Below are 21,397 nucleotides of genomic sequence, written 5' to 3'. Positions count from 1 at the left end.
AATCTCCCTTCTCAGGCCTGAAACGCGTTTTCTTTTATTACAATGAGGTAAAGTATATTTATTAGAACGATGAGGAGAGATGTTCATGAATATCGCAATGACGGGCGGAACCGGTTTTCTCGGCCAGCATCTGACAGGCGTTCTTACCCGCCAGGGACACCATGTTTATATTTTATCAAGAAACGCAAGGGAAACTGAACAAAAAAATATGACATATGTCCAATGGCTGTCGGAAGGAGCCGCACCGGAGCAGGAACTTCCTCATATTGATGTCTGGATAAACCTTGCGGGAAAATCGATTTTTGGCCGCTGGACGGAAAAAACGAAGCAGCACATTCTCTCCAGCCGTATCAATGCGACGCGTGAAGTGCAGCGGCTTATTCAGAAACAGAAGGAGAAGCCGCAGACACTGATCCAAGCCAGTGCCGTGGGTATTTACGGCACAAGCCTTGAGAAAACCTTTACAGAGGATTCTGCAACGTCAGATGAGGATTTTCTCAGCCATACTGCACACCTGTGGGAAAAGGAAGGACAGCATATTGAGGCGATGGGCATCAGGACGGTTTATGCGAGATTTGGCGTGATGCTTGGAGAAAAAGGCGCTCTCCCGCTCATGATTCTCCCCTATAAGTTTCTGGCCGGCGGAACGATCGGAACGGGAAGGCAGTGGCTGTCATGGATTCATGTCGAGGATGCGGCCCAGATGATCCGATATGCGGTGGAAAACGCCGGCATCTCAGGCCCAATGAATGTCACCGCGCCCAATCCTGTGGACATGAAGCAATTCGGAAAAACGATTGCACGGGTGAAGCACCGCCCGCACTGGCTCCCCGTCCCGGAATTCTTTTTATCAAAAGCATTGGGTGAAATGAGTCTTTTGATTGTGAAAGGACAGCGCGCTCTTCCTAAAAAAGCGATAAACTCTGGATTTCGTTTTACATATTCGGATCTTGAATTTGCACTCTCACAGCTGATAGCGGACCGAAAGACTGTATAAAAACAGCAGGAAGCGTCAACCTTAAGAATAACATGGTTGAAGGAGGTCCTTTTTATGGAAAAAAAGAGGGAGAAGCATCAGCAAGGCGCCAACCTTAAAAAAATGCAGGAAGTTCTTTATTCAGGCGAATTTAAAAAAGCGGAAAAAGCTGCTAAGCGGAAGTAGGAATACATAACCCCTTAAAACCAAATACTATATTTGTTTGATATCACTTTTTAGGGGGAATTTGATATGGGCAGAAATCATATCCACAAAAACCGTGATAAAAACAAACAAAAGCTTCCACAAGTTCCCGATGCATTAAAAAGGGAAACTGACGGCGTTTACGAAGAATATTCAACCGAGCTTGCTGATGCAGATGATCGCGAAGCGCAAGAGCGTGCGAAAGCAGCCGACAACAGAGCGAAAAAGAAATCTCGTTAATGAAAAACCCCTTGTCTCCGTTTGAGACAAGGGGCTTTTTACATTTCAGTAAACCGGTCGCGGATTGGTGTGCGTTTTTTCACTTCCGGCGCCTCGTCAGGATAACCTGTTTGTATGATGGCGGCGAAACGCTCATTATCCTGCAAACCAAAGGCCTGATGGACTTCTTTGTCATAAAGGATTTTTCCGCTTTTCCAAACCATGCCGATTCCTTTTTCCCAAGCAAGAAGCTGAAGATTTTGAATCAACGAGCTTGTTGCCGCAAAATCGTCGTCCCGCGCTCTTTTGTTTTCATCTTCCTGAAACACGACGAGGAGAAATCCCGGAACGCGCCCAAGTGTGTTTTTGAAATTTTGAAGCTTTTCCTCTGTCATATCCGGCTTGGATTTCATAGAGAACGCTGCAAATGTATTGATGAGGTTCGCTTTACCTGTCTCACTGGAAACGTAAATAAATCTCCATGGCTCTGTCACTCTGTGATTTGGCGCATATTTTGCCGTTTCAAGCATGTCAAGAATGACTGCTGAAGGTACTGGCTCTTGTTTAAACTTTCGAATCGATCTTCTGCTGCGTATGATGTCCCGCAGTACTGAATGCTGATGTATTTGTTCGGTTTGAGGCATACCGTCTCACCTTCCTATACAATTGAAAATGATTATCATTTCATAATGATAACGGAAAGTGCATCTTTTTGTAAACCATCATCCGTATTAGATTTTAAGAATACGGGTTTCTGAGTAAACGGCTGTACCTGTCATGTTCACTTTCACATGGCCGCCGGCTTCGTTCATTTCGATCTCCACTTTTCCGTCTTTTCCAATTTCCTGCCCTTGTTCAATGATAAATTTATGCTGCTTGGCATTGCCATAATGTTTCATATAAGCCCCCATCACGCCGGATGCTGTGCCGGTCACGGGGTCTTCAATCGTTCCCGAATACGGGGATGAAAAGTGGCGCCCGTGCAGGTCGCTGTCGGGATGGACGGTTTCAAAGGTAAACGGATGGACTGAAGCTTTTGGCAGATCAACTAACACTTCCGGAAATTGTTTGTTATCTGGCACCATTTTTTTGGAAGCCTCCAATGATTTAAGCGGAACGATGGCTGTCCATATCCCAGTGCTGCCAAACACAATCGGAAGGTCTTCATAAAAATCCTCTTCGGTGATACCCAGTGCGTCCGCAAGTTTTTTCCGATCGCCTGTAAATGGTTTGAATTGCGGAGAGGCCTGTTCAAGCGTGATATGAATACGGCCATCTTTTTCAGAAATCTTCACAGGCAGGATACCCGCTTTCGTTTGGATGCTGTACGTTTTACCGCTCTCCAGCATTCTTTTCTCACATAATGCGTAAAGAGAAGCAACTGTCGCATGACCGCACAAATTCATTTCGTGTCCAGGTGTAAAGTAACGGAGTTCAAGATCGGCCGACTCGCTTTTTCGGATAAAGGAGGTTTCTGAATACCCAGCACGCTCAGCTATGATCTGCATCTCGTCTTCCGTATAATCGTCTCCCTGCAAAACGACGCCTGCGGGGTTTCCTTTGCCGGGACTGCTTGTAAATGCTTCATATTTTAATACCTCTGCTTCTTTCATTCATCTGCCGCCCTTTCTTTATCAATGTCTCTGTCAGTATAGCAAAAATAATTACGAATCTTCAGTCATTATCAAAAAAACCCATTTTCTTTTTTTAAGAAAATGGGTGTAACGATTAAGAATTTCTTGTTTTATAGAGCAAATAAATAAAATAAGGTGCGCCGATAGCCGCTGTAAAGACGCCGGCCGGCACTTCCACCGGAGCAAATAAGGTTCTGCCGACGATATCAGCTGTTAAAACGAGCAGAGCTCCAATAAGTGCCGACGCTGGGAGCAGCGCGCCATAAGATGAGCCGACAAGCCGTCTTGCAATATGGGGCGCCATCAGCCCGACAAAACCGATTGTGCCGGCAACTGAAACTGCACAACCAGTAAGAGCCGTACTCAAAAGGAGCAAGAAAAAACGATTTCGCTGCACAGCGCTTCCTGCACCCGCCGCAATATCTTCACCCAGCACCTGTATATTCATATTTTTTAGCGCGACAAAACAAATGAATAAGAGAATGACAGATAAGATAATAGCTATTTTTACATGCTGCCAGTTTGACCCATAAACTGACCCAGTGATATACACATTGGCTTGTGATGCTCGGTAAATCGGGCCTTTGATCATCAACAGGGTAGTCATCGCCTGCGCCGACATTGAAAATCCGATTCCGATAAGCACCAGCCGAAATGTGGAGGCGCCATTTTTGTATGCCAGTAAATAGACGATGAGCCCGACAGCCGATGCGCCGATAAATGCGGCTGCTGGAAGCCATGACAGACTGATCGTAAGTGAACTGCTGCGGTCTGAGAAGAACATCATTAAAAGCACGACCGCTACCGCCGCTCCTCCTGTTATTCCGATAATATCCGGAGATGCGAGAGGGTTTCTGACGAGCCCCTGCAATATCGCGCCTGCCGCTGCCAAGCAGACACCGGCGCATAAAGCCGTCAAAATTCTTGGCATGCGGAACGACATGATCATCAGTTCATCCAGCTTGGAACCTGCACCAAAGAATGTTTTTGCTACATCCCAGGGAGGAATAAACCTTTGTCCGAGACCTGCGCTTATGATGAGTACAGCAGCTGTTAACCCCAGTAAAATTAAAAAGACGATCCATGCTTTCTTTTCAGCCGCAGTAACGCCAAAACGAAGTTTCATAGCTTCGCCCCCCTTCTTGCGATGTACACAAACACAGGCATTCCGATGATGGCGGTCATGACCCCGACAGGAACTTCCTGAGGCATAATGATATATCGCGCACCGATATCCGCGCAAACAAGCAAAATGGCACCCAAAACAGCGGAAAATGGCAGAACCCAGCGATAATCATTACCAACGACAAAGCGGGCAAAATGCGGAATAATGATGCCGATAAAAGAAATCGGCCCGGCAATGGCGACAGCGGACCCTGCAAGCATGACAATACAAAGCGCCATCACAAATTTCAGCAGGCTTGTTTTTTGGCCGAGTCCTTTTGCCACATCTTCTCCCATAACGAGGAGGTTAATTTTTTGGCCGAGAAAGAAGCAGATTACCAGCGCTGCCGCTGCATATGGAAACATCGTCATCAACAGATCCAGACTCCGGCCCTGCACAGAGCCAGTCAGCCAAAAAAGCACCTGGGCAAGCTCGAGTTCGTTGACAGACAGCAAGCCCTGTGTCAGAGAAGAAAACATGGCTGCCATGGCAGCTCCCGCCAGCGTCAGTTTGATTGGCGTCAGCCCTTCCCTCCCAAGCGAGCCTGCTGCATAGACGATCGCGGCGGTAAATGCTGCCCCCAGAAACGAGCTCCATACTAATGCCTGAGGTGACTGAATATGCAGAAAAAACGATCCGGCAACAATAAAAAAACCGGCACCGGCGTTAATCCCGAAAATCCCCGGTGACGCAAGCGGATTTTTTGTGAGCGCCTGCATGAGAGCGCCTGCGGCTGCAAGCGAGGCGCCGACGACTGTCGCAACCAAAGCGCGCGGAAGCCTGACATCCTTGATGATGACATGCTCATTTGTTCCGTTGAAGGAAGTAAACGCCTGATAGACCTGTCTCCATGACGTACCTGTATAGCCATACACGACGCTTGCGCAGACAGCCGCCAGTAAAATGAAAATCAGACATACTAACACAATCCATTTTGAAGATGCCTTTTTGCAGATCATGATCTAATATTCTCCTAGTTATTTACTATGTAATGTTTGTTTTTGAGAATAATCCTCAATTAGGGATTGACACTCTTAACACTGCTTATTATGATCTAAATGATAATGAATTTCAATATTGGGAGGAAAAAGATGAAAAAGCATATCAGCATGCTATTCGTATTTTTAATGGCCTTTATGGTACTTTCTGCCTGTAATAGTTCAGAAAGTTCAAGCAACAGCGAGGGGTCAAGCAGCAAAACAAGAACGGTCAAACATGCAATGGGGACATCAGACAACATCCCCGCCAATCCAAAACGGATTGTTGTTTTAACTAATGAAGGAACAGAGGCGCTCTTAGCGCTTGGCATTAAGCCGGTCGGAGCCGTAAAGTCATGGAAGGGCGACCCGTGGTATGACTATCTGAAAGATGACATGAAAGGTGTTAAAAACGTCGGTCTTGAAACGGAACCGAATGTGGAAGCCATCGCAGAATTAAAGCCTGATTTGATTATTGGAAACAAAGTGCGCCAGGAAAAAATTTATGATCAGTTAAATGCGATTGCGCCGACTGTTTTTGCTGAATCTTTGGCCGGGAACTGGAAGGATAACCTGACTCTATACGCCAACGCGGTGAATAAGGCGGACAAAGGCAAGGAAGTCATTGCCGATTTTGATAAACGCGTTTCTGATTTAAAAAACAAGCTGGGCGACCAGACAAACAAAACCGTTTCTGTCGTACGCTTTTTATCCGGTGAGTCAAGAATCTATTATACCGATTCATTTCCTGGGATTATTTTAGACCAGCTTGGCTTCAAACGCCCTGAAAAACAAGTGGAGCTGTTTAAGAAACAAAAGGACCAATTTACGTTCTCAACCGACAGTAAAGAATCTATTCCTGATATGGATGCTGATGTGCTGTTTTATTTCACTTATAAAGCCGATAATGCAAAAGAAAATGAAAAATGGGCCAATCAGTGGACAAGCAGTTCACTATGGAAAAACCTAAAGGCCGTGAAGTCAGGTAATGCACATGAAGTCGATGACGTCGTGTGGACAACCGCAGGCGGAATTAAAGCAGCAAACTATCTGCTTGATGATATTGAAACCTACTTCTTAAAAACGAAATAAAAAAAAGACTCCGTCTTATTAGACGGAGTCTTTTTTGCTTTTGCCAATCAGACGTGTAACGAGGAACATGGTGACAGAAAGAGATCTGTTTTTCCGATACGCTAAGTATTTCCCTCGCCACTCCGGTTTGTATTTTTCTTTAAAGGCTCTTAGGCCGCTGAAGCTGTACATGTATCTGACATTATTAAAAATGACAGCGGCAAACCTTTCGGACCAGAAGGATGTAAAGGCAGTGCCAACATTGGCCAAGGGTGCCATTCCCATATTAAAAGACGTGCAGCCCTCTTCCTTTGCCCATAAAAACATGCGGATGAACAATGCGTCCATAATGCCATTTGGAGCGTCGCCGCGATAGCGCATCAGATCAACCGATATCTCTCCTTCCTGGTACATCGGCATGACATTTGCGAATGCAACGATCTCTCCTTCTGCATTTTTCATATAGGCGATCGGCGCTTTCTGTAAATAGGAAGGATCAAAAAATCCGAGCGAGAATCCCTTCTCTTTTTTCGAGCCGAGCCATTCGTCTGAGATTTGCTTCAGCTCCTCCAAAAACGCATCAGAAAATGGGGGATGATCCACATGGAAAGTATACTCCTCCCGCTCAAAGCGGTTATTGATTGCCCGAAGGCCGGCTTTTTTCTTCCCAGTCAAGGTAAATGTATTTAAATCTACATATGCTTCCTCGCCCAATTTAAAGAAGTTGTAGCCAAAATCGTGATACAGCGCCATGTCCTCTCGTTCAATTTGATAGAACAAAACACTGAATCCCTTCTGATGCGCTTCGTTTAGAAATTCTTCCAGCACGAGCGGGAATGATTCTCTTTGGCCAGATGGATCGCCAAGCACGACCAGCCTTCTGGCGATTTTCCCAAATAGAAGCAGTGCATTCCCATCGCTGGAAAAATAAAACCGCTTATCTCCAAGAAAACCGAGATGGCTCAGCGCGTTGCCGCCTTTTTCATTAAGAAACGCAGCAAGACGCTCAGGGTCAGCTTGCTCTCCGATCGGTTTCGTTCTCTTATGATAGACCACTGTAAATATAAAGAAGAACAGCGGCACAATGATGATCGCCATGATGGTTGCATGTGTAATATGCGAGGTGCTGTGGACGAAATATTCGTGACGCAGCACCTTCTTCATCCGGTCCCAAATAAAGCCCGCGATCAGATTGTAGTTAAAGAGCGCCACAGTAAACAGCGCCACAGCGAATATCAATTGTCCCAGTGTATAGGATGCCTGTTCGCGGACAAATTGTTTTTTCAATAGCACAAGCAATACGATAATCATCGGCAGTACGAATATCGCGCTGATGTTAAGCCCTTTTAAAAAGCTGAACACAAAGCCGCCGACAAGCGCTGTAATGGCCATCGTGTAGGAACGTTTTGTCCGTTTATAAAGCTCGATCGGCAAAATTAGCAGAATGAGTGCTGAGCTTAAGGACAGGCCGTTGAACAGCAAAAGCGCCGGGCGCGGAATGTGCGGTATAACCGTCAGCCTGTCAATCGGCAAGGAAACTGAGGCCAAGACAATCAGACCTGCTACGAACACAATAAGGGAAAGCGAGCCTTGCAAAATTCTCACTAATACCGCACGCTGAACAACAAGCAGAACGTTTGTCGTCTCAATTGCCGGTGCGATGCGCGGGTTCGTTTCGAGCCGCTTCATTGTATTTTCCGTCAGGTCGCCTGCGGCAAAGAACAGTCCCAAGATAAATGGGATAAATGAATAGGCGAGCCTGTACAACACAATAGAAGTAACGATGGCCTCTTGATGATAGCCAAGCTGCTCCATCCCCAGCAAAAATAAAAGGTCAAACGAGCCGAAGCCGCCCGGCACGAGGCTGATCATTCCTCCGATCGCCGCAATGACGAACACCCCGAACACATACCTGATATCTGCATGAATGCCCATAGCGAACAAAGCAAAATAGATGACGGTCCCGGCCATGAGCCATTCAACAACTGAAGCTCCAATATATGCGAAAATCGGATTTTTCACTTTATCCGCATTCTCTTCGTCCCCAGCTTTGCGGTCTTTTATTTTGGACACCGCCAAAGACAGCGGCAATATCAGCGCAAAACCGATAACGACCGCCCATAGCCAAGGCTTTTCATGAATCACTTCATCCACTGGCAGCACTCTCGCAGCGACGAAAATGCTGAAAACAGATAATCCGAGCAGCATAGATGATGTGAGCCAGGCGATTCCTTTCACGAGTGCCTTATGGTCTTTCGTATGCTCCTTATAGAACATCATTCTTAACCCGACTCCGGCTAAACCGCCGAATCCCAACACATTATTAAATGAATTGGCGATCCAGGAAACCCTGAATACTTTTCCGTTTGTGATCGATAGGCGCAGTGAGTATTTCAGGACGTAATCATACAGCGACATGGCCGCAACAGCCAGCAAGCCGATCAACACAAGCATGAATAAGTCCGTTCGTTCCAGTCCGTTGATGACCATGAGCGTACGTTTGAATGACAGATTTGTCAGTTCTTTTTTCGATTGATAAATAACAAATAGCAAAACAGCAATAGGAAAAACGATTTTTAATATTGATAAAGCATTCTTTTTAATCAGCAATGGTCTCTCCAATCATATTCTAGTTCGATCCTCTCCCCCAATAATCTCCAACTCATTATACACTACCGTTATTTTTCGGACAAAGTCCCGCATGCGGTTTCTGCTCACTTTCTTTCAGGAGTGAAAATCGAGTAATATGGTAAGAGGAGTGAATGATGAGGAAGTGATGAAATGGAATATAATTTACACGATACAACAGTATTAAACGAAAACATTCTTTCATCGGAGGAACGGGAAATATGGGTGCTCTATATGAAAGTCTTAACGTCCGCCGGGCTCGGTGATGTGTCCGAGTGGATGAAACTGGATATGAGCATGCCGCAAATGAAGGTGCTGATGCTATTAAACAACCATGGAACATTGAAAGTGAGCGACATTGCTGAAAAAATGGGGGCTTCCCTGTCCAATACAACTGGGCTGCTTGACCGGCTTGAAAAATCAGGATTTGTCAAACGCTCACATTCTGAAGAGGACCGCCGCTCTGTAGTTGTTCAGTTGACAGAGAATGCGAAAAAGATTTTCCGGGGTTTGTATGAAAAAGGCCACCTGAAATTGAAGCGTTCATTAGAGCTGCTGTCCCCTGAAGAAAAGCAGGCTGTTTCCGAAGGGCTGTCTATCCTTTCAAGAGCATTAGAGAATGCGAAAAAAGAATAAATCTGTAAGTCTGTCATCCGCAAACTGCGGGAGCAGGCTTTTTTTATTTGACATTTAGTTCATTTAAAATGAATAATATACTTCTAGTCAATAAAAAAGGGGTTGATGAATATGCCTGAAGCATTAACAGAGCAGAAAGGCCAAAAGTGGGCGATCAGCCTGTTTACGATTGGCGTGTTTATGGCTGCTTTAGATAACGGAATTATTTCGGCTGCTTTAACAACGATAAACGAGTCGTTTGCCGTTTCTCCTTCCTGGGGATCATGGGGCATCACCCTTTATACGCTCGGTCTTAGCGTCAGTGTGCCAATCGTCGGAAAGCTTTCCGACCGCTACGGCAGAAAAAAACTCTTTCTCATTGAGGTTTGCCTGTTCGGACTTGGTTCTTTGCTTGTTGCTTTGAGCCAAAGCTTCCCGCTCTTTCTGATATCGCGGCTGATTCAGGCGCTTGGAGGCGGCGGGATTTTCATCATCGGCAGCTCTCACATTCTCGCGACCCTCCCAAAGGAAAAACAAGGGAAGGCGCTTGGGCTGCTTGGCGCAATGAACGGGATGGCCGCTGTGCTCGGGCCAAATATCGGAAGCTTTCTGCTTGATTGGACCGGGTCTTGGCATTGGCTGTTTTTGATTAATTTGCCGATTGCCGTGCTATTGGTTGTTTTCGGCGCATGTTTTATCGCGGAAACAAAAGCACCTGAGGCTAAGCGCCTCGATGCGGCCGGAATCTTCCTTTTGTCCCTGTCGATTTTAGCTGTGATGTACGGCATGACCAATCTTGACGGGGCAAATCTCTTACACAGCTTGGGGAATCCGGAGGTTTATGGATGTATTATTTTTGGCATACTCTGTTTTGCAGCGCTTATCTCGTATGAAAAGAGCGTTGAAATGCGAGGAGGCGATCCCATTTTGGCGTATTCTCTGCTGCGAAACCATATGTTTCAGCGCACGCTTATCATCGGTTTGTTATCCGGGGGGCTCTTGGCGGCAGTCATTTTTATCCCGTCATATGTCGAACAGTATTTGGGTGTCCCTGCCGCAAAAGCAGGCTATTGGATGACACCGCTTGCGTTGGCTTCCGGAATCGGCGCTTGGCTTGGCGGAGCGCTTACCGACAAAAAAGGTCCTGTAAAAACCGTTATTCTTTCGGGAATCATCTCATGTGCGGGGTTTGCTTTATTTCCGTTCTGGGTGACGGAAAAATGGGAGTTTATGATCGCAAGTGTGGCAGCTGGGATCGGTTTTGGCTTTCTGTTAGGCGCTCCGCTGAACGTCCTTGTATCAGAAGCGGCAAAAACAAATAAGGGTACAGCTCTTGGCACGCTTTCATTAGTAAGGCAAATTGGACTGACCTTGGCGCCTACTCTTTATGCAGGTTTTATCACAGCCGGGTTTGACCAAATAGGTGATGAGATCAACAGCCGCTTATCGGACAGCGGATATTCAGAAAAGGCGATGCAGATGATTCCGGAGATCGACAGTTCTGATGTTTCTTCTTTACAAGAACAAATCGAACGCATTCCCGTTCCTGAAGTCAAAACCGCGATAAGCGACGCCATTCATGCGAGTGTCGCCAGCGGCTATGATCAGTTATATGCAGCGGCTGCTGTGATCTCACTTCTGGTGATTGCTGCTATCAGTATTCCGGCTTTCCGCCGGCAAAAGCGTTAAGACCACCCCATCCGTCTGGAAAGCTCCGTAATATGAGCGATATGATGATGTGAGTGCCAGACATACAGGCCGAGCGCGTTCTCCAGGGTAATGATCTCCTTTGTATCAGGGTGATAAAATCCGCGCTTAAATTGCTGATCCGTCAGAGTGCGGAGCAGAGCCGTCCATCTTCCGTGAAGCTCCTGCAAAAGCGCGAGTGAGCCGCTCGGATCTGCCGTTTTCGAGTCTTTTAGCTCCGACCATGCTTTTTCATCATACGGACGAATAGCCGGTGTCTCTTCCGTCAAGCTCAATTTAAAACGAATATAGCTGTTCATATGACTGTCAGCCAGATGATGAACAACTTGCCGAACGGTCCATCCACCGTCCCGGTACGGTGTGTCAAGCTGGCTGTCCGTCATGCCCTCTACAGCTTGCTTCAATTTTGCCGGCACTTCTTCAAGTACTTGAATCCATTTATCTTTTTGCTCCTTCGATATGGATTCCCTCGGCTTGTATTCTCCTATTGGGTAGCTTAGATTGACTGATGTCATGAATGTTCTCCCTTCTATTCAATCTTCTCCTTTATTTTACAAGAAAAAGATTGTATATACTGTATGATTTAATACACAACAAGCGGCAGGAGCCCCCCTGCCGCTTGTTTTTCACCCTGCGTGATCACGCACTTCGACTGTTACCTTCTTCTGTTTTGGCTGATAAATTTTCCCCACAAATAAATACCCATATTTGAACTTATTCAGCGCCCATGAGGTCAGAATCGGGCCGGCTGTGCACACGGCAAACAACAGGAGAACAGTCGGTACGGCAGGAATTTCGGGCATATTCAAAAGCAACACGTAGCCTATAATCATAAAATAGGCATGAAGCAGATAAATCGAAAAGGAATAGTTGCTGATAAACATCATGATTTTCGGCACATGCTTCATTTTGGAAAACAAATGAAAACACAGGAAAATCATGCTTGTTGAATACAGCATGATATCAGGCCGCTTCGAGCTGATCATGCCGATTTCACCGACATAAGAAACAGTGACAACCAGCGCCCCAGAAGCAATTGCGGCGCCGTACACCACCCAGCGGTATTGGTTCAGCAGCGCTAAAAAACGCTTGTATTCTTTTCCGCAATAGTAGGCTAGACAAAAGTAGAAAAGCCAGCCTGCGAACGGAACCCAGAAGAACGGAAATGCCCCGCCCTCTTCAGAAGCAGGAGCCGGGCTGGCTGCGGAGAAATAGCCTAAATAAGCGGCTGTCACCACAAATGAGATAGACAGCACCCATTTCGGCGATGCTTTTTTCAAATACTCATGAAACATCATATGCAGCATGTAAAATTGAAAGATGACGAGAATGAAGTATCCGATAAAGTTTCCTAAGAATACGTTCGCCAGATATTTTTGCACAAACGCGAGAAAGGTTACCTCTCCCCCCATCGCACTGGTCATCAGCAGCGCATCGATGGCCGCGATAAATAAAAAAGGAACAAAAATCACTTTTCCCCGCTTCTTTAAAAAACCGTCAGGCACCCCATCAGGATAAGAACGGGCCAGTAAAAATTCAGAGATGAAAATAAAAGCGGGCGTGCTGAACATCAGGAGTGTTCGGAAAGAATCAACAGTGTGAGAAATATCTGCAAGAGCTTCTGCCTGAAGCATCAGGACCATTGAAATGATATGGAGCAAGACGACACTTAAGCACGAAACGCAGCGGATCATAAAAATTTCTTTAATTTGCATAACAGCGCTCCTTTTATTTCAAATTGATAGAAATCGATGGTTGTACCTTAACATGTCCGCTCTATTTGAAAAAGTGCCTGATGTCATAAATTGACGTATGTATGATAGACTAAGGTCATAAGACCCTATGGCTTTCTCAGACGAAAAAACCCACTGTAACGGAGACAGCAGGTTGTTTTTTGAAGATATTAATTTGTATTGAGGCCTCCGCCATTCAGCCCTTCTTTGATATAGCCGTTCACTTGGCTATTAGAGAGCAAGCCAATATGACCGATGCCATAAAGCTGGATGTTTCGCGCTCCTTGTAACCGAGACAAGCTATTGATGACAATTTGATCATTGAGACTGTAAATAGATGTATAGAGGATCTTTTGATTAGGATCTGTACCCGGCAGCGCGGTTGATGACACTAAACCATTAGCCCCTCCAAGCGTTACGACATTTTGAATCTTATTGCCTCCGCCTAAATATTTAATATAGTACAGCGTATTGGCGCCTCCCATACTATGAGCCACAATATCTACTTTTTTTGCCCCCGTCTCTTTTAAAACACGGTCAACATATGAAGCAAGCTGCGGGCCGTTATTTAGGTTATTTCCTGTTTTATCATAAAAATCAATTGCGTACAGTTTGTTGCTTTGCCAGCCTTGAGAAATTAAGTAGTTTTTAATAGCGAAAAAGTTGTATGATGCACCACTTATTCCATGAACAAGAACGACAGGATTATGTACTGATTCAGCTTTTGCGCCAGACGGCGGAGCGGCTAAAACAGATAGAATCAGCGATAAACAAATAATGAATGCCATAAGTACTTTTTTCACGTTTATTCCCCCTTAAAATGTTGATACCACCAATTTCCTATTATACATAAAAAATCAATATGGTTAATATTTTTTCTGAAAATTAAATTTAAATCTCTTTTATATTGACGGAGATAAATCGGATACCTTCTGACAAACCTTTTATCTTCATTTCCAAAGAGCCCGGTTGTGTTCCCTTCCTCCCTTTTCTATAATAAGGGGAATAGGCAGTTAGAATCACAGTTGAGCACCGGCTCATCTGTTTTGCGAAACAGCCAGACACGGAGGATAGCATGAGAGTATTAAAATACGCCATATTAGGGCTTTTGCGAAAAGGCGAATTGAGTGGATACGATATTACGAGTTATTTTAAAGAGGAGCTCGGCCAGTTTTGGAGCGCCAAGCACAGCCAGATTTACCCTGAGCTCAAAAAGCTGACGGATGAAGGATTTATCACGTTCCGGACAACGATTCAGGGCACAAAGCTGGAGAAAAAGATGTACACCCTGACAGACAGCGGAAAGCAGGAGCTGCATGACTGGCTGATCCGCCACCAGCCGATACCCGAGACGGTGAAGGATGAATTTATGCTGAAGGCTTATTTCATTTCTTGTCTATCGCGCCAGGAGGCTTCTGATTTGTTCAAAGACCAGCTGCAAAAACGCCAGGCCAAGCTTTCTGACTTACAGGGAAGCTATGAAAAGCTTATGGCTTCAGCAGAGCCGATGTCATTTTCTTCACCGGACTTCGGCCACTATCTTGTGCTGACGAAAGCGCTGGAGCGGGAGAAAAATTACGTTTCTTGGCTGGAATCAATTTTAGCTATGATAGATAAGGATTAACCGCAGTTCAGGCTACACCCATACGAATGTACCCACATGCAAAAAAACATCTGCCTAAACGGCAGATGTTTTTTAGGCTCGGAGCGCTTTCAGCCCCGCTGCGAAAGTGATTGCTGCAAAAGCAAGCAAGATGCCGCAGATTCCGAGAATATCTGTGACGCGGGCACCGTTAGCGATAATCTCTGTCAGCCCGCTCATCGCCCACTTTTGCGGAAGAAATTCAGCGATGGATTGCATAAATTTCGGTTCAATGTCGATCGGCCAATACATCCCGCTCACCATACATGTTGCGATGACGAACAAGTTACCGAACGCAAGCTGCTGTTCTGGCGTTCTGACATTGGCCGCAATCATCAATCCAATGCCGACAACGGTCAGCAGAAAAAGCGACACCAACACCATAACCGCAGCCGGATTCCCCCAGTTGATGCCAAACAGCCAATGGGTGGAAAGAAGCAATATGCCAAATTGAATCCAGCCAATAACAAAGAAGGAAAGCACATACCCAGCACCGATTTCAGCTCGGCTGACAGAGGCTGTAAGCAATCTGGACCAGACGCCGTTTTTTCTTGCTACTAAAATGGTTCCAGCCGCTCCCATCATGGTCAGCATGACAAACAGGATGGAAAAACCTGCTGCTCTGGAGGCTGTGTCACTTGCTTCCGCACCCTCTTTTTTATCACTGAGCATCTGTCGTTTTACAGCCGGAACCGTATCTTCATGTTTTTTGGCGAAAACGGTTTTATACGCCGCCTTCCAGTTTTCTCCCGCAGTCTGAGATGCCGTTTTCGCCGCGGTCACCTGAATATTGAGCGTTGCCAATGTGCTTTCTGCATATTGTTTGACCATCGGCGCTTCCGACAGCTCGGGGCCGTGACGGAAAATCAGCTCAGGATTTTTGCCTTTTTCCAGCTGTGTCTGGAACGAGCGGGAAATGACGATGATCCCGGCAATTTTCTTTTGTTTCAGCTTTTCTGACGCTTTGTTTTCAGGCACGTTTTCGAATGTATACATATCATCGTGTGCCTTCAGCTGCCGAATATAATGCTGTGAGAGAATCGTATCGTCCTGATCAACGATTGCAAGCCGCACCTTATCATCATTGCCGCCGAGCATACTCCCAAATACAAAGGTAAGCAAAAGCGGGGCAGCAAACATGATCAAATAGTTCTGCGGCTTCTTAAAAATGAGAGAAAGCTCAATGCCGCAAATGGCTATGATTTTTTTCACCTTTTGTACCCTCCTTATCTTGTATGAAGCCGTCTGATACCAATTACAAGTGAACAAAGGCCGATCGCCGCAAAAAGAAGCACAGGCTTTTGAAGGTCAGCCCAGCCTCCTCCTTCCATTAAAGAAAGAAAGCCGTCAAGCGCCCAGCGATTTGGCACCGCTTTGGATACAGACTGCAAGACGTCCGGAAATTGATACAGCGGCAGCATGGACCCGCCGAGAACCGCAAGCAATTGAATACCGAAGCCGCCTATCGCATCTGCAGATTTCATATCGCTGATGCACGACGCAAGCAGCATTGAAATGCCAGATACAGCGGCGGCGTAAGAAAGCCCGAGTACACTCACAAACAGCAGATTACCTCCCCAGTCCACACCAAATGCATTGATTGTGACGATCAGAAATATGAAAAATTGTATGATGGCAAACAGATACGTCCCAAGCCATTTTCCGAAGAGAATGACAGATTTTTGCGCGGGCGTCATCAGCATTCTGGCAAGCGTCTCCGTATCTTTTTCCTGTAAAAACGATTTCGCCCCGACTGTGATATGAAACAGCATAAACATGCAAAGCATTGCCGCCGAATAGTATTGAAAACTGGTAACGGCCTTGCTGCCGACAGATTTTTCTGCAATAGTCAGCTTGTCACCTGTTTCTTTTTCAAGCGTCTTTGCCAGCTTTTCTGCAAACTGTGCAGGGTCAAGTTTTCCTTGCTGTACAGCTTCCGTTTTGCTGATGTAGTCCATTGAGGCTGACGCGGCTTCCTTTACCGCTTTATATTGCTCTATAAAAGAGCTGGCAGCTGTTTCGATGATGGAACTTTTCAATGTTTGATCAGGTGCGGCATAAACAACAGCTGAGGTTTTGCCGGCTTCCCAATGGTTCGGGATGACGATGCCTACATCGATTTTCTTTTCATCAATCAGCTTCTTCATCTTGTCTTCGCTGCCGGCTTTTGTGGCCTTTATCGACTTCATTTTTTTGAGAACATCTTTTGTAAACATGTTCGCTGCATCCGACTGGTCTGATTGAATGTAGCCGACTTTGATGTCATCAATCCGGCTGCCTCCGTCAACAACTGATCCGAGCGCCGCCCCTAAAATACACGTTAGGATCAGCGGCATTAGGATAAGCATCATAAACCCTTTTCTGTCCGTGATTCTGATTTTGACATCTTTCCATGCGATCCATATGCTTTTTTTCATGGCCGTCCCTCCTCAATCCCGCAACGTGCGGCCGGTCAGATTCAGAAACAGGCGCTCCAGATTCGGTTCCTGCACCTGAAGGGACAGCAGGTTTATATGATGAGCAGCAGCTTCAGCAAGCAGGCTTGTGACGACTTTCTCATGATGGGCCGCAGAAATGTCAATTTTGAGCTCTGACTCCTGGACTGTTACATCATTCACATGGGCCAGAGATCGGATCGCCACAAGAAACGCTTCATCGATCCCGCTGACCGTGAGCTGAATGATGGTATCGCCCCCAAGGCGGCTGCACAAATCAGTTTTTGTGCCAATCGCAATCATTTCCCCCTGATCAATTATCCCGATCCGGTCGCATAAAAACTCAACTTCTTCCATGTAATGACTCGTATAGATCACCGTCATGCCCGTTTCGTTGAGCTGTTTGACCGTTTCTAAAATGTGATTTCTCGATTGAGGGTCAATACCGACAGTCGGTTCATCCATAATCAGCAGCTCGGGCTTATGCATTAAAGCCGCACCGATGTTGATTCTTCGTTTCATCCCCCCGGAAAATGTTTCAATCTTATCTTTAGCCCGCTCAGTCAGACCGACATATTCAAGGACCTCTGCCGCTCTTTTTTTGGCCTCACCGTGCGTAAGTCCGTACATTTTCCCCCAAAACATAAGATTCTCATGAGCCGTCAGCGTCGGATATAATGCAATTTCCTGCGGAACAATGCCGATTTTTTGTTTCGCTTTGGCCGTTTCTTTTCCGATAACATAGCCGCCCACCGTGATGTTCCCGCTGTCATGCGGCACAAGGCCGGAAATCATCGAGATGGTTGTGGATTTCCCCGCACCGTTAGGCCCGAGCAGACCGAACGACTCCCCCTTTTTGAGGGAAAAAGAAATGCCTTTCACGATTGTTTTTTTTCCGTATGCCTTTTTGATGTTTTCTGCTTGCAGCACGTCGTCTCACTCCTTTTTTTGATCCATTGCCATTGTAGAAGAAAGAAAGGCGTGCGGCATGTAGCGGCAGATAGAACATAGGGCATGAAAAAAAGGCCTGTAAAAGGCCTTTTCAGAGAAGCGTATATGCAAAACGTCATATGTCAAAAGACAGATACACCATATCTGACCGAGTAAATGGCGGCTTGGGTTCTGTCCCTGACAGCCAGCTTGCTGATAATATTTGAAACGTGGTTTTTGACTGTGCCTTCTGTAATGTAAAGCTTTTCGGCAATTTCTTTGTTATTCAGCCCGTATCCCAGCTCAGCCAGAACTTCGATTTCGCGCTCGGTCAGGTCGAGCAGCTCCTTAGGTTTTTCTATCTCATTTATTCCTTTCAGCTGTTTTTCACGCTTCCATTCATTCAGCATTTGGGCAGTCAATTCCGGCGGAAGCACCATTCCGCCAGAATGAACAGTCATCACCGCTTTTACAATCGTATCTGCCGACATATCCTTCAGCAGGTACCCGCTTGCTCCTTCTTCAAGCGCTTCAGCAATCAGCGCTGAATCCTTAAAGGTTGTCAGCATCAAAACCTTTACGCCGGGCAATGAGCTTGTGATTAATTTTGTTCCCTCCACCCCGTTGGAAACCGGCATGCGGATGTCCATTAATACGATATCCGGCTCCAGCTCTTTCGCCTTTTCGAATGCTTCCTGTCCGTTTCGCGCCGTTGCGATCACATCGAGCTCTTCTCGGAGCTGGAGCAGGGATGCCAGCCCTTCTCTGACGATATCCTGATCGTCGGTAATGATGATCTTAATCATGATAAACTCTCCTTTTGCTGCACGGGCCTGAAGCTCCATTTTTTATTGGCAAGTGAAAATTCTGCATTCACAGTAAATCCTTGATCCTGTTCGCTTTCAAAGCGGATCGTTCCGCCATGCTCCGCTGCCCGCTTTTTCATATTCAAGAGGCCAAAGCCAAGTGCCGCTTCGGGATTGCCTTTTCCGTCATCCTTAATGACAAGGCTGATGCTGTCCGTTGTGCAGGCAAGCTGTATCGAACAAGCTGTGGCGCCGCCGTGCCGTTTGGCATTGGTCAGCGCTTCCTGCACCGTTCTAATCAGGGTCGGATGAAGAGACAGCGGAATGATTGCAGGATCGCCGCTGACCGCAAATTCTGTTGTGACCCCTGCATTTTTGCAAAAGTCCTCTGTCAGCTGTTTCAGCGATTCGATTAGCGAAGGATCGTTTTCAGTTTGCAGAGTGCGTACTGATAAGCGGACATCATCAAGCGCTTCACGGGCAAGTGTTTCACAGACACCTACTGTCTCATCCGCTTTTTGGCTGTCTCTTTTTTGCCATTCACGCAAAAGCTGCAGCTGGACGAGAAGGGCCGTCATTTTATGCCCCACTGTATCATGGATTTCCCGCGCCATTCTGTTCCGCTCGTAAATGGCAGTCAGCTCTTCAACCTGCTTCGCATATAAATGGAGCTCCTGATGTGCAGCAGACAGCGCCAGATGGGACTCCGTCAGTTCCTGAAACTGCTGTTTTGCCGTTTCCTGCGCATCCAACAGCTTGCGGATTAATTTGCCCACGACACCGCAGAAGACGACGAATGTCATGCTAGTCAAATGATCAATGACAAATTCATTGCCGAACATCGCATATGTACGGATGAGGACGGTCAAAAATAAAATAGAGGAAAGACATAAGACAGACCATGCTGTTCTTTTAGGAAACCCCCGCAGAAAAAAAGCGACCGCAACCGGACAAAGCATAATAATGAACAAACCTGTGCCGGGAAATATAAATCCGAACGAAAAGCCGATTGCAATATCAATCAGGCAGAACCAGATGGCATTTGTCTCTTTTGTCAGCAAAACATGATTGGCTGCATACATGGCAGCACCTGCTGCTATAAATACATATCCAAACCAGTCATCCTCTTTCACAATGGACAGATACATTAAACAGCTCACCATCAAGGTGAACATTCTCGTAAAAAAAAGAGCTTTCACGCTCATCACTCCCGATACCCAATTCCCTTCTTATCATACCTGCCTCAGGGCATTTTTGACAGGAGTTTCTGGAAAATAAAAAATCCCCCTGCCGTTTTTTCGGCAAGGGGATTGCAGTTAAATCACAAATGTAATATAGGCGCCGGAAACAGGGTCTTTCACACGAAAGCTGTTTTCCGTCTCTTCAATCGAATACCCGGCATGTTTGACTCGGTTTGCCACTAAATCCAGCTCCTCTTGGTGAGGCAGGACAACAGTGTAATAGTCTAGTCCGCTGGCATTTGTCGGTTTAGGCGGCGCATTTCTTCCCGCCCAAATGTTTAAGCCGATATGATGGTGGTACCCCCCGGCTGAAACGAAGAGGGCGGACATGCCCGCATAGTTTCCGACAATGTCAAAGCCCAGTACATCTGTATAAAACGCCTTTGCTTCTTTCAAATCACTGACATGCAGATGAATGTGTCCGATGATTGTATCGTTCGGAAGCGATGTTTTCCGCTCATCTCCTGCCTCTTCCAGAAGGCCCTCAATGTCAACAGCGGTTGTCGTCATGACATAGTTTCCTTCCCGATCACGCTGCCACGTGCTGCGGGGGCGGTCAGCGTACATTTCAATGCCGTTTCCGTCAGGATCAGACAGGTAGAGCGCTTCGCTGACAGCATGGTCTCCATGTCCGATAGCAATGCCGTGTTCAATCAGGCGGGCGAGCGCGATCCCAAGTTCTTTCCTGTCCGGAAGAAGAATCGCAAAGTGATAAAGGCCTGTCACAGACCGTTCAGGCAAGACGACAGCGCTCGGATTTTCTTCAAGAATAAGCAGTACGCGTTTCCCGTCAGCCGTTAATTCCGCTTGGCGATCCGTCTTTTTTAAGACTTGAAAACCGATGACGTTACAGTAGAACTGAAGCGAACACTCCAGACTGCGAATTGTGAGTTTGGCATAGCCAATGTGTGTATCCTCATGAATGCTGGTCATGCTGCATGCCTCTTTTCTTATGCTGAAACGTTTCCGTTCTTTTTTCCTTTAAACACAAATGGGTCCAGCGCCAGGAATCGACTTCCAGTAAGCGCCAGGTGAATGGATGTCAAAAGCAGAAGGTAATCAAATTCTGCATTGCCCATGAATGGCGCTTTCAGCTTAACAGTGATGATGGCGCCGATCAGTGTAAGAGCGAACAGTACACCGACAATACGTGTAGCCAATCCGAAGAAGACAAGCACTCCGCCAATCAGTTCAATCGCTGCGATGACATACGCCATAAAGCTTGGAAGGCCTATGCTGCCGAAAAATTGGATGGTGCCCTCCATTCCCTGAAACTTTGATAAACCGTGAACAAAAAAGATAATACCTGTAATAACTCTTAAAAGTAATGTGCCAATTTCAAATGATTTATTCATTTTATCCTCCTTGATAAATGTTATCACTTACTTAATGTAAGCTAGTATATATACATAAC

Annotated in this window: 22 protein-coding genes; 7 read left to right on the top strand and 15 right to left on the bottom strand. The window is 46.2% G+C overall.

Going from position 1 to position 21,397, the window contains the following annotated elements; genetic code table 11:
• Positions 1–85: 85 nt before the first annotated feature.
• The 3 genes from MKX38_RS04505 to MKX38_RS04495 all read left to right on the top strand — a co-directional run bounded on the left by MKX38_RS04505 (position 86) and on the right by MKX38_RS04495 (position 1,420).
• Complete coding sequence (locus MKX38_RS04505) at positions 86–997, top strand: TIGR01777 family oxidoreductase (RefSeq protein ID WP_339188802.1); 912 nt, start codon at positions 86–88, stop codon at positions 995–997.
• A 54-nt stretch (positions 998–1,051) separates the two neighbouring features.
• Positions 1,052–1,162, top strand: coding sequence for a YfhE family protein (locus MKX38_RS04500; protein ID WP_003223230.1), 111 nt, complete (start codon positions 1,052–1,054; stop codon positions 1,160–1,162).
• 66 nt (positions 1,163–1,228) lie between these two features.
• Positions 1,229–1,420 (top strand): YfhD family protein, encoded by a 192-nt coding sequence (locus MKX38_RS04495; protein WP_003233561.1) that lies wholly within the window; start codon positions 1,229–1,231, stop codon positions 1,418–1,420.
• A gap of 38 nt (positions 1,421–1,458) precedes the next feature.
• On the opposite strand, the gene MKX38_RS04490 is transcribed toward MKX38_RS04495, so the two are convergent.
• The 4 genes from MKX38_RS04490 to MKX38_RS04475 all read right to left on the bottom strand — a co-directional run bounded on the left by MKX38_RS04490 (position 1,459) and on the right by MKX38_RS04475 (position 5,157).
• Positions 1,459–2,043, bottom strand: a complete 585-nt coding sequence (locus tag MKX38_RS04490; protein WP_339188799.1) for a nitroreductase — start codon at positions 2,041–2,043, stop codon at positions 1,459–1,461.
• An 87-nt stretch (positions 2,044–2,130) separates the two neighbouring features.
• Complete coding sequence (locus MKX38_RS04485) at positions 2,131–3,012, bottom strand: PhzF family phenazine biosynthesis isomerase (protein WP_339188797.1); 882 nt, start codon at positions 3,010–3,012, stop codon at positions 2,131–2,133.
• Positions 3,013–3,127: 115 nt separating this feature from the next.
• Entirely contained in the window at positions 3,128–4,159 is a 1,032-nt protein-coding gene (locus MKX38_RS04480; RefSeq protein ID WP_003233568.1) for an iron ABC transporter permease, read from the bottom strand.
• Positions 4,156–5,157, bottom strand: a complete 1,002-nt coding sequence (locus tag MKX38_RS04475; RefSeq protein WP_327847244.1) for an iron ABC transporter permease — start codon at positions 5,155–5,157, stop codon at positions 4,156–4,158. The genes MKX38_RS04480 and MKX38_RS04475 overlap by 4 nt, the downstream gene beginning before the upstream one ends.
• Before the next feature lie 132 nt (positions 5,158–5,289).
• Here MKX38_RS04475 and MKX38_RS04470 point away from each other — a divergent pair, with 132 nt between their 5' ends.
• Positions 5,290–6,267: an iron-siderophore ABC transporter substrate-binding protein gene (locus MKX38_RS04470; RefSeq protein ID WP_080529084.1), complete on the top strand. Its 978-nt coding sequence runs from the start codon at positions 5,290–5,292 to the stop codon at positions 6,265–6,267.
• An 18-nt stretch (positions 6,268–6,285) separates the two neighbouring features.
• Here the strand turns inward: MKX38_RS04470 and mprF are convergent, their stop codons facing one another.
• Complete coding sequence (gene mprF / locus MKX38_RS04465) at positions 6,286–8,856, bottom strand: bifunctional lysylphosphatidylglycerol flippase/synthetase MprF (RefSeq protein WP_088325470.1); 2,571 nt, start codon at positions 8,854–8,856, stop codon at positions 6,286–6,288.
• 171 nt (positions 8,857–9,027) lie between these two features.
• Here mprF and MKX38_RS04460 point away from each other — a divergent pair, with 171 nt between their 5' ends.
• Together MKX38_RS04460 and MKX38_RS04455 are read left to right on the top strand one after the other, a co-directional pair.
• Complete coding sequence (locus tag MKX38_RS04460) at positions 9,028–9,510, top strand: MarR family transcriptional regulator (protein WP_015252522.1); 483 nt, start codon at positions 9,028–9,030, stop codon at positions 9,508–9,510.
• Between the two features lie 111 nt (positions 9,511–9,621).
• On the top strand, positions 9,622–11,178 hold the full coding sequence (locus MKX38_RS04455) for an MFS transporter (RefSeq protein WP_339188792.1): 1,557 nt from the start codon (positions 9,622–9,624) through the stop codon (positions 11,176–11,178).
• Here MKX38_RS04455 and bstA read toward each other — a convergent pair.
• From bstA to estB, 3 genes are all read right to left on the bottom strand, one after another.
• Positions 11,175–11,711 (bottom strand): bacillithiol transferase BstA, encoded by a 537-nt coding sequence (bstA, locus tag MKX38_RS04450; protein WP_043857895.1) that lies wholly within the window; start codon positions 11,709–11,711, stop codon positions 11,175–11,177. The genes MKX38_RS04455 and bstA overlap by 4 nt on opposite strands.
• 111 nt (positions 11,712–11,822) lie before the next feature.
• A complete protein-coding gene (locus tag MKX38_RS04445; RefSeq protein ID WP_339188787.1) occupies positions 11,823–12,911 on the bottom strand; it encodes an acyltransferase family protein in 1,089 nt (362 codons plus the stop codon).
• 188 nt (positions 12,912–13,099) lie between these two features.
• A complete protein-coding gene (gene estB / locus MKX38_RS04440; protein WP_003243184.1) occupies positions 13,100–13,732 on the bottom strand; it encodes an esterase EstB in 633 nt (210 codons plus the stop codon).
• A gap of 272 nt (positions 13,733–14,004) precedes the next feature.
• Between estB and padR the strand changes: the two genes are divergently transcribed.
• On the top strand, positions 14,005–14,553 hold the full coding sequence (gene padR / locus MKX38_RS04435; protein WP_003233588.1) for a transcriptional regulator PadR: 549 nt from the start codon (positions 14,005–14,007) through the stop codon (positions 14,551–14,553).
• A gap of 72 nt (positions 14,554–14,625) precedes the next feature.
• Here padR and lnrN read toward each other — a convergent pair whose 3' ends face one another.
• From lnrN to catD, 7 genes are all read right to left on the bottom strand, one after another.
• Positions 14,626–15,783, bottom strand: coding sequence for a linearmycin resistance permease LnrN (gene lnrN, locus MKX38_RS04430; RefSeq protein WP_339188783.1), 1,158 nt, complete (start codon positions 15,781–15,783; stop codon positions 14,626–14,628).
• 14 nt (positions 15,784–15,797) lie between these two features.
• Positions 15,798–16,988, bottom strand: a complete 1,191-nt coding sequence (gene lnrM / locus MKX38_RS04425; protein WP_339188780.1) for a linearmycin resistance permease LnrM — start codon at positions 16,986–16,988, stop codon at positions 15,798–15,800.
• A 12-nt stretch (positions 16,989–17,000) separates the two neighbouring features.
• On the bottom strand, positions 17,001–17,936 hold the full coding sequence (lnrL, locus tag MKX38_RS04420) for a linearmycin resistance ATP-binding protein LnrL (protein WP_339188778.1): 936 nt from the start codon (positions 17,934–17,936) through the stop codon (positions 17,001–17,003).
• A 143-nt stretch (positions 17,937–18,079) separates the two neighbouring features.
• Entirely contained in the window at positions 18,080–18,742 is a 663-nt protein-coding gene (gene lnrK, locus MKX38_RS04415) for a two-component system response regulator LnrK (protein ID WP_021481180.1), read from the bottom strand.
• Positions 18,739–19,941: a two-component system sensor histidine kinase LnrJ gene (gene lnrJ, locus MKX38_RS04410; RefSeq protein WP_339188775.1), complete on the bottom strand. Its 1,203-nt coding sequence runs from the start codon at positions 19,939–19,941 to the stop codon at positions 18,739–18,741. The genes lnrK and lnrJ overlap by 4 nt, the downstream gene beginning before the upstream one ends.
• A gap of 117 nt (positions 19,942–20,058) precedes the next feature.
• The gene (gene catE / locus MKX38_RS04405; RefSeq protein WP_167407981.1) at positions 20,059–20,916 is read right to left on the bottom strand and encodes a catechol 2,3-dioxygenase; all 858 of its coding nucleotides are present in this window, start codon (positions 20,914–20,916) and stop codon (positions 20,059–20,061) included.
• Between the two features lie 17 nt (positions 20,917–20,933).
• A complete protein-coding gene (gene catD, locus MKX38_RS04400) occupies positions 20,934–21,338 on the bottom strand; it encodes a DoxX family oxidoreductase CatD (protein ID WP_003244204.1) in 405 nt (134 codons plus the stop codon).
• Between the last annotated feature and the right edge of the window lie 59 nt (positions 21,339–21,397).

Source organism: Bacillus sp. FSL M8-0025 (assembly GCF_037975475.1).
GTDB classification, from domain to species: domain Bacteria; phylum Bacillota; class Bacilli; order Bacillales; family Bacillaceae; genus Bacillus; species Bacillus subtilis.
Note: the sequence above shows the minus strand (reverse complement) of the source record. Positions and strands in the feature narration are given on the sequence as shown.

Excerpts from the sequence above, each read along its gene's own strand:
- MKX38_RS04505 (WP_339188802.1), top strand. The coding sequence starts at position 86 with ATGAATATCGCAATGACGGGCGGAACCGGTTTTCTCGGCCAGCATCTG.
- MKX38_RS04500 (WP_003223230.1), top strand. The coding sequence starts at position 1,052 with ATGGAAAAAAAGAGGGAGAAGCATCAGCAAGGCGCCAACCTTAAAAAA.
- MKX38_RS04495 (WP_003233561.1), top strand. The coding sequence starts at position 1,229 with ATGGGCAGAAATCATATCCACAAAAACCGTGATAAAAACAAACAAAAG.
- MKX38_RS04490 (WP_339188799.1), bottom strand. The coding sequence starts at position 2,043 with ATGCCTCAAACCGAACAAATACATCAGCATTCAGTACTGCGGGACATC.
- MKX38_RS04485 (WP_339188797.1), bottom strand. The coding sequence starts at position 3,012 with ATGAAAGAAGCAGAGGTATTAAAATATGAAGCATTTACAAGCAGTCCC.
- MKX38_RS04480 (WP_003233568.1), bottom strand. The coding sequence starts at position 4,159 with ATGAAACTTCGTTTTGGCGTTACTGCGGCTGAAAAGAAAGCATGGATC.
- MKX38_RS04475 (WP_327847244.1), bottom strand. The coding sequence starts at position 5,157 with ATGATCTGCAAAAAGGCATCTTCAAAATGGATTGTGTTAGTATGTCTG.
- MKX38_RS04470 (WP_080529084.1), top strand. The coding sequence starts at position 5,290 with ATGAAAAAGCATATCAGCATGCTATTCGTATTTTTAATGGCCTTTATG.
- MKX38_RS04460 (WP_015252522.1), top strand. The coding sequence starts at position 9,028 with ATGGAATATAATTTACACGATACAACAGTATTAAACGAAAACATTCTT.
- MKX38_RS04455 (WP_339188792.1), top strand. The coding sequence starts at position 9,622 with ATGCCTGAAGCATTAACAGAGCAGAAAGGCCAAAAGTGGGCGATCAGC.
- bstA (WP_043857895.1), bottom strand. The coding sequence starts at position 11,711 with ATGACATCAGTCAATCTAAGCTACCCAATAGGAGAATACAAGCCGAGG.
- MKX38_RS04445 (WP_339188787.1), bottom strand. The coding sequence starts at position 12,911 with ATGCAAATTAAAGAAATTTTTATGATCCGCTGCGTTTCGTGCTTAAGT.
- padR (WP_003233588.1), top strand. The coding sequence starts at position 14,005 with ATGAGAGTATTAAAATACGCCATATTAGGGCTTTTGCGAAAAGGCGAA.
- lnrM (WP_339188780.1), bottom strand. The coding sequence starts at position 16,988 with ATGAAAAAAAGCATATGGATCGCATGGAAAGATGTCAAAATCAGAATC.
- lnrK (WP_021481180.1), bottom strand. The coding sequence starts at position 18,742 with ATGATTAAGATCATCATTACCGACGATCAGGATATCGTCAGAGAAGGG.
- catE (WP_167407981.1), bottom strand. The coding sequence starts at position 20,916 with ATGACCAGCATTCATGAGGATACACACATTGGCTATGCCAAACTCACA.
- catD (WP_003244204.1), bottom strand. The coding sequence starts at position 21,338 with ATGAATAAATCATTTGAAATTGGCACATTACTTTTAAGAGTTATTACA.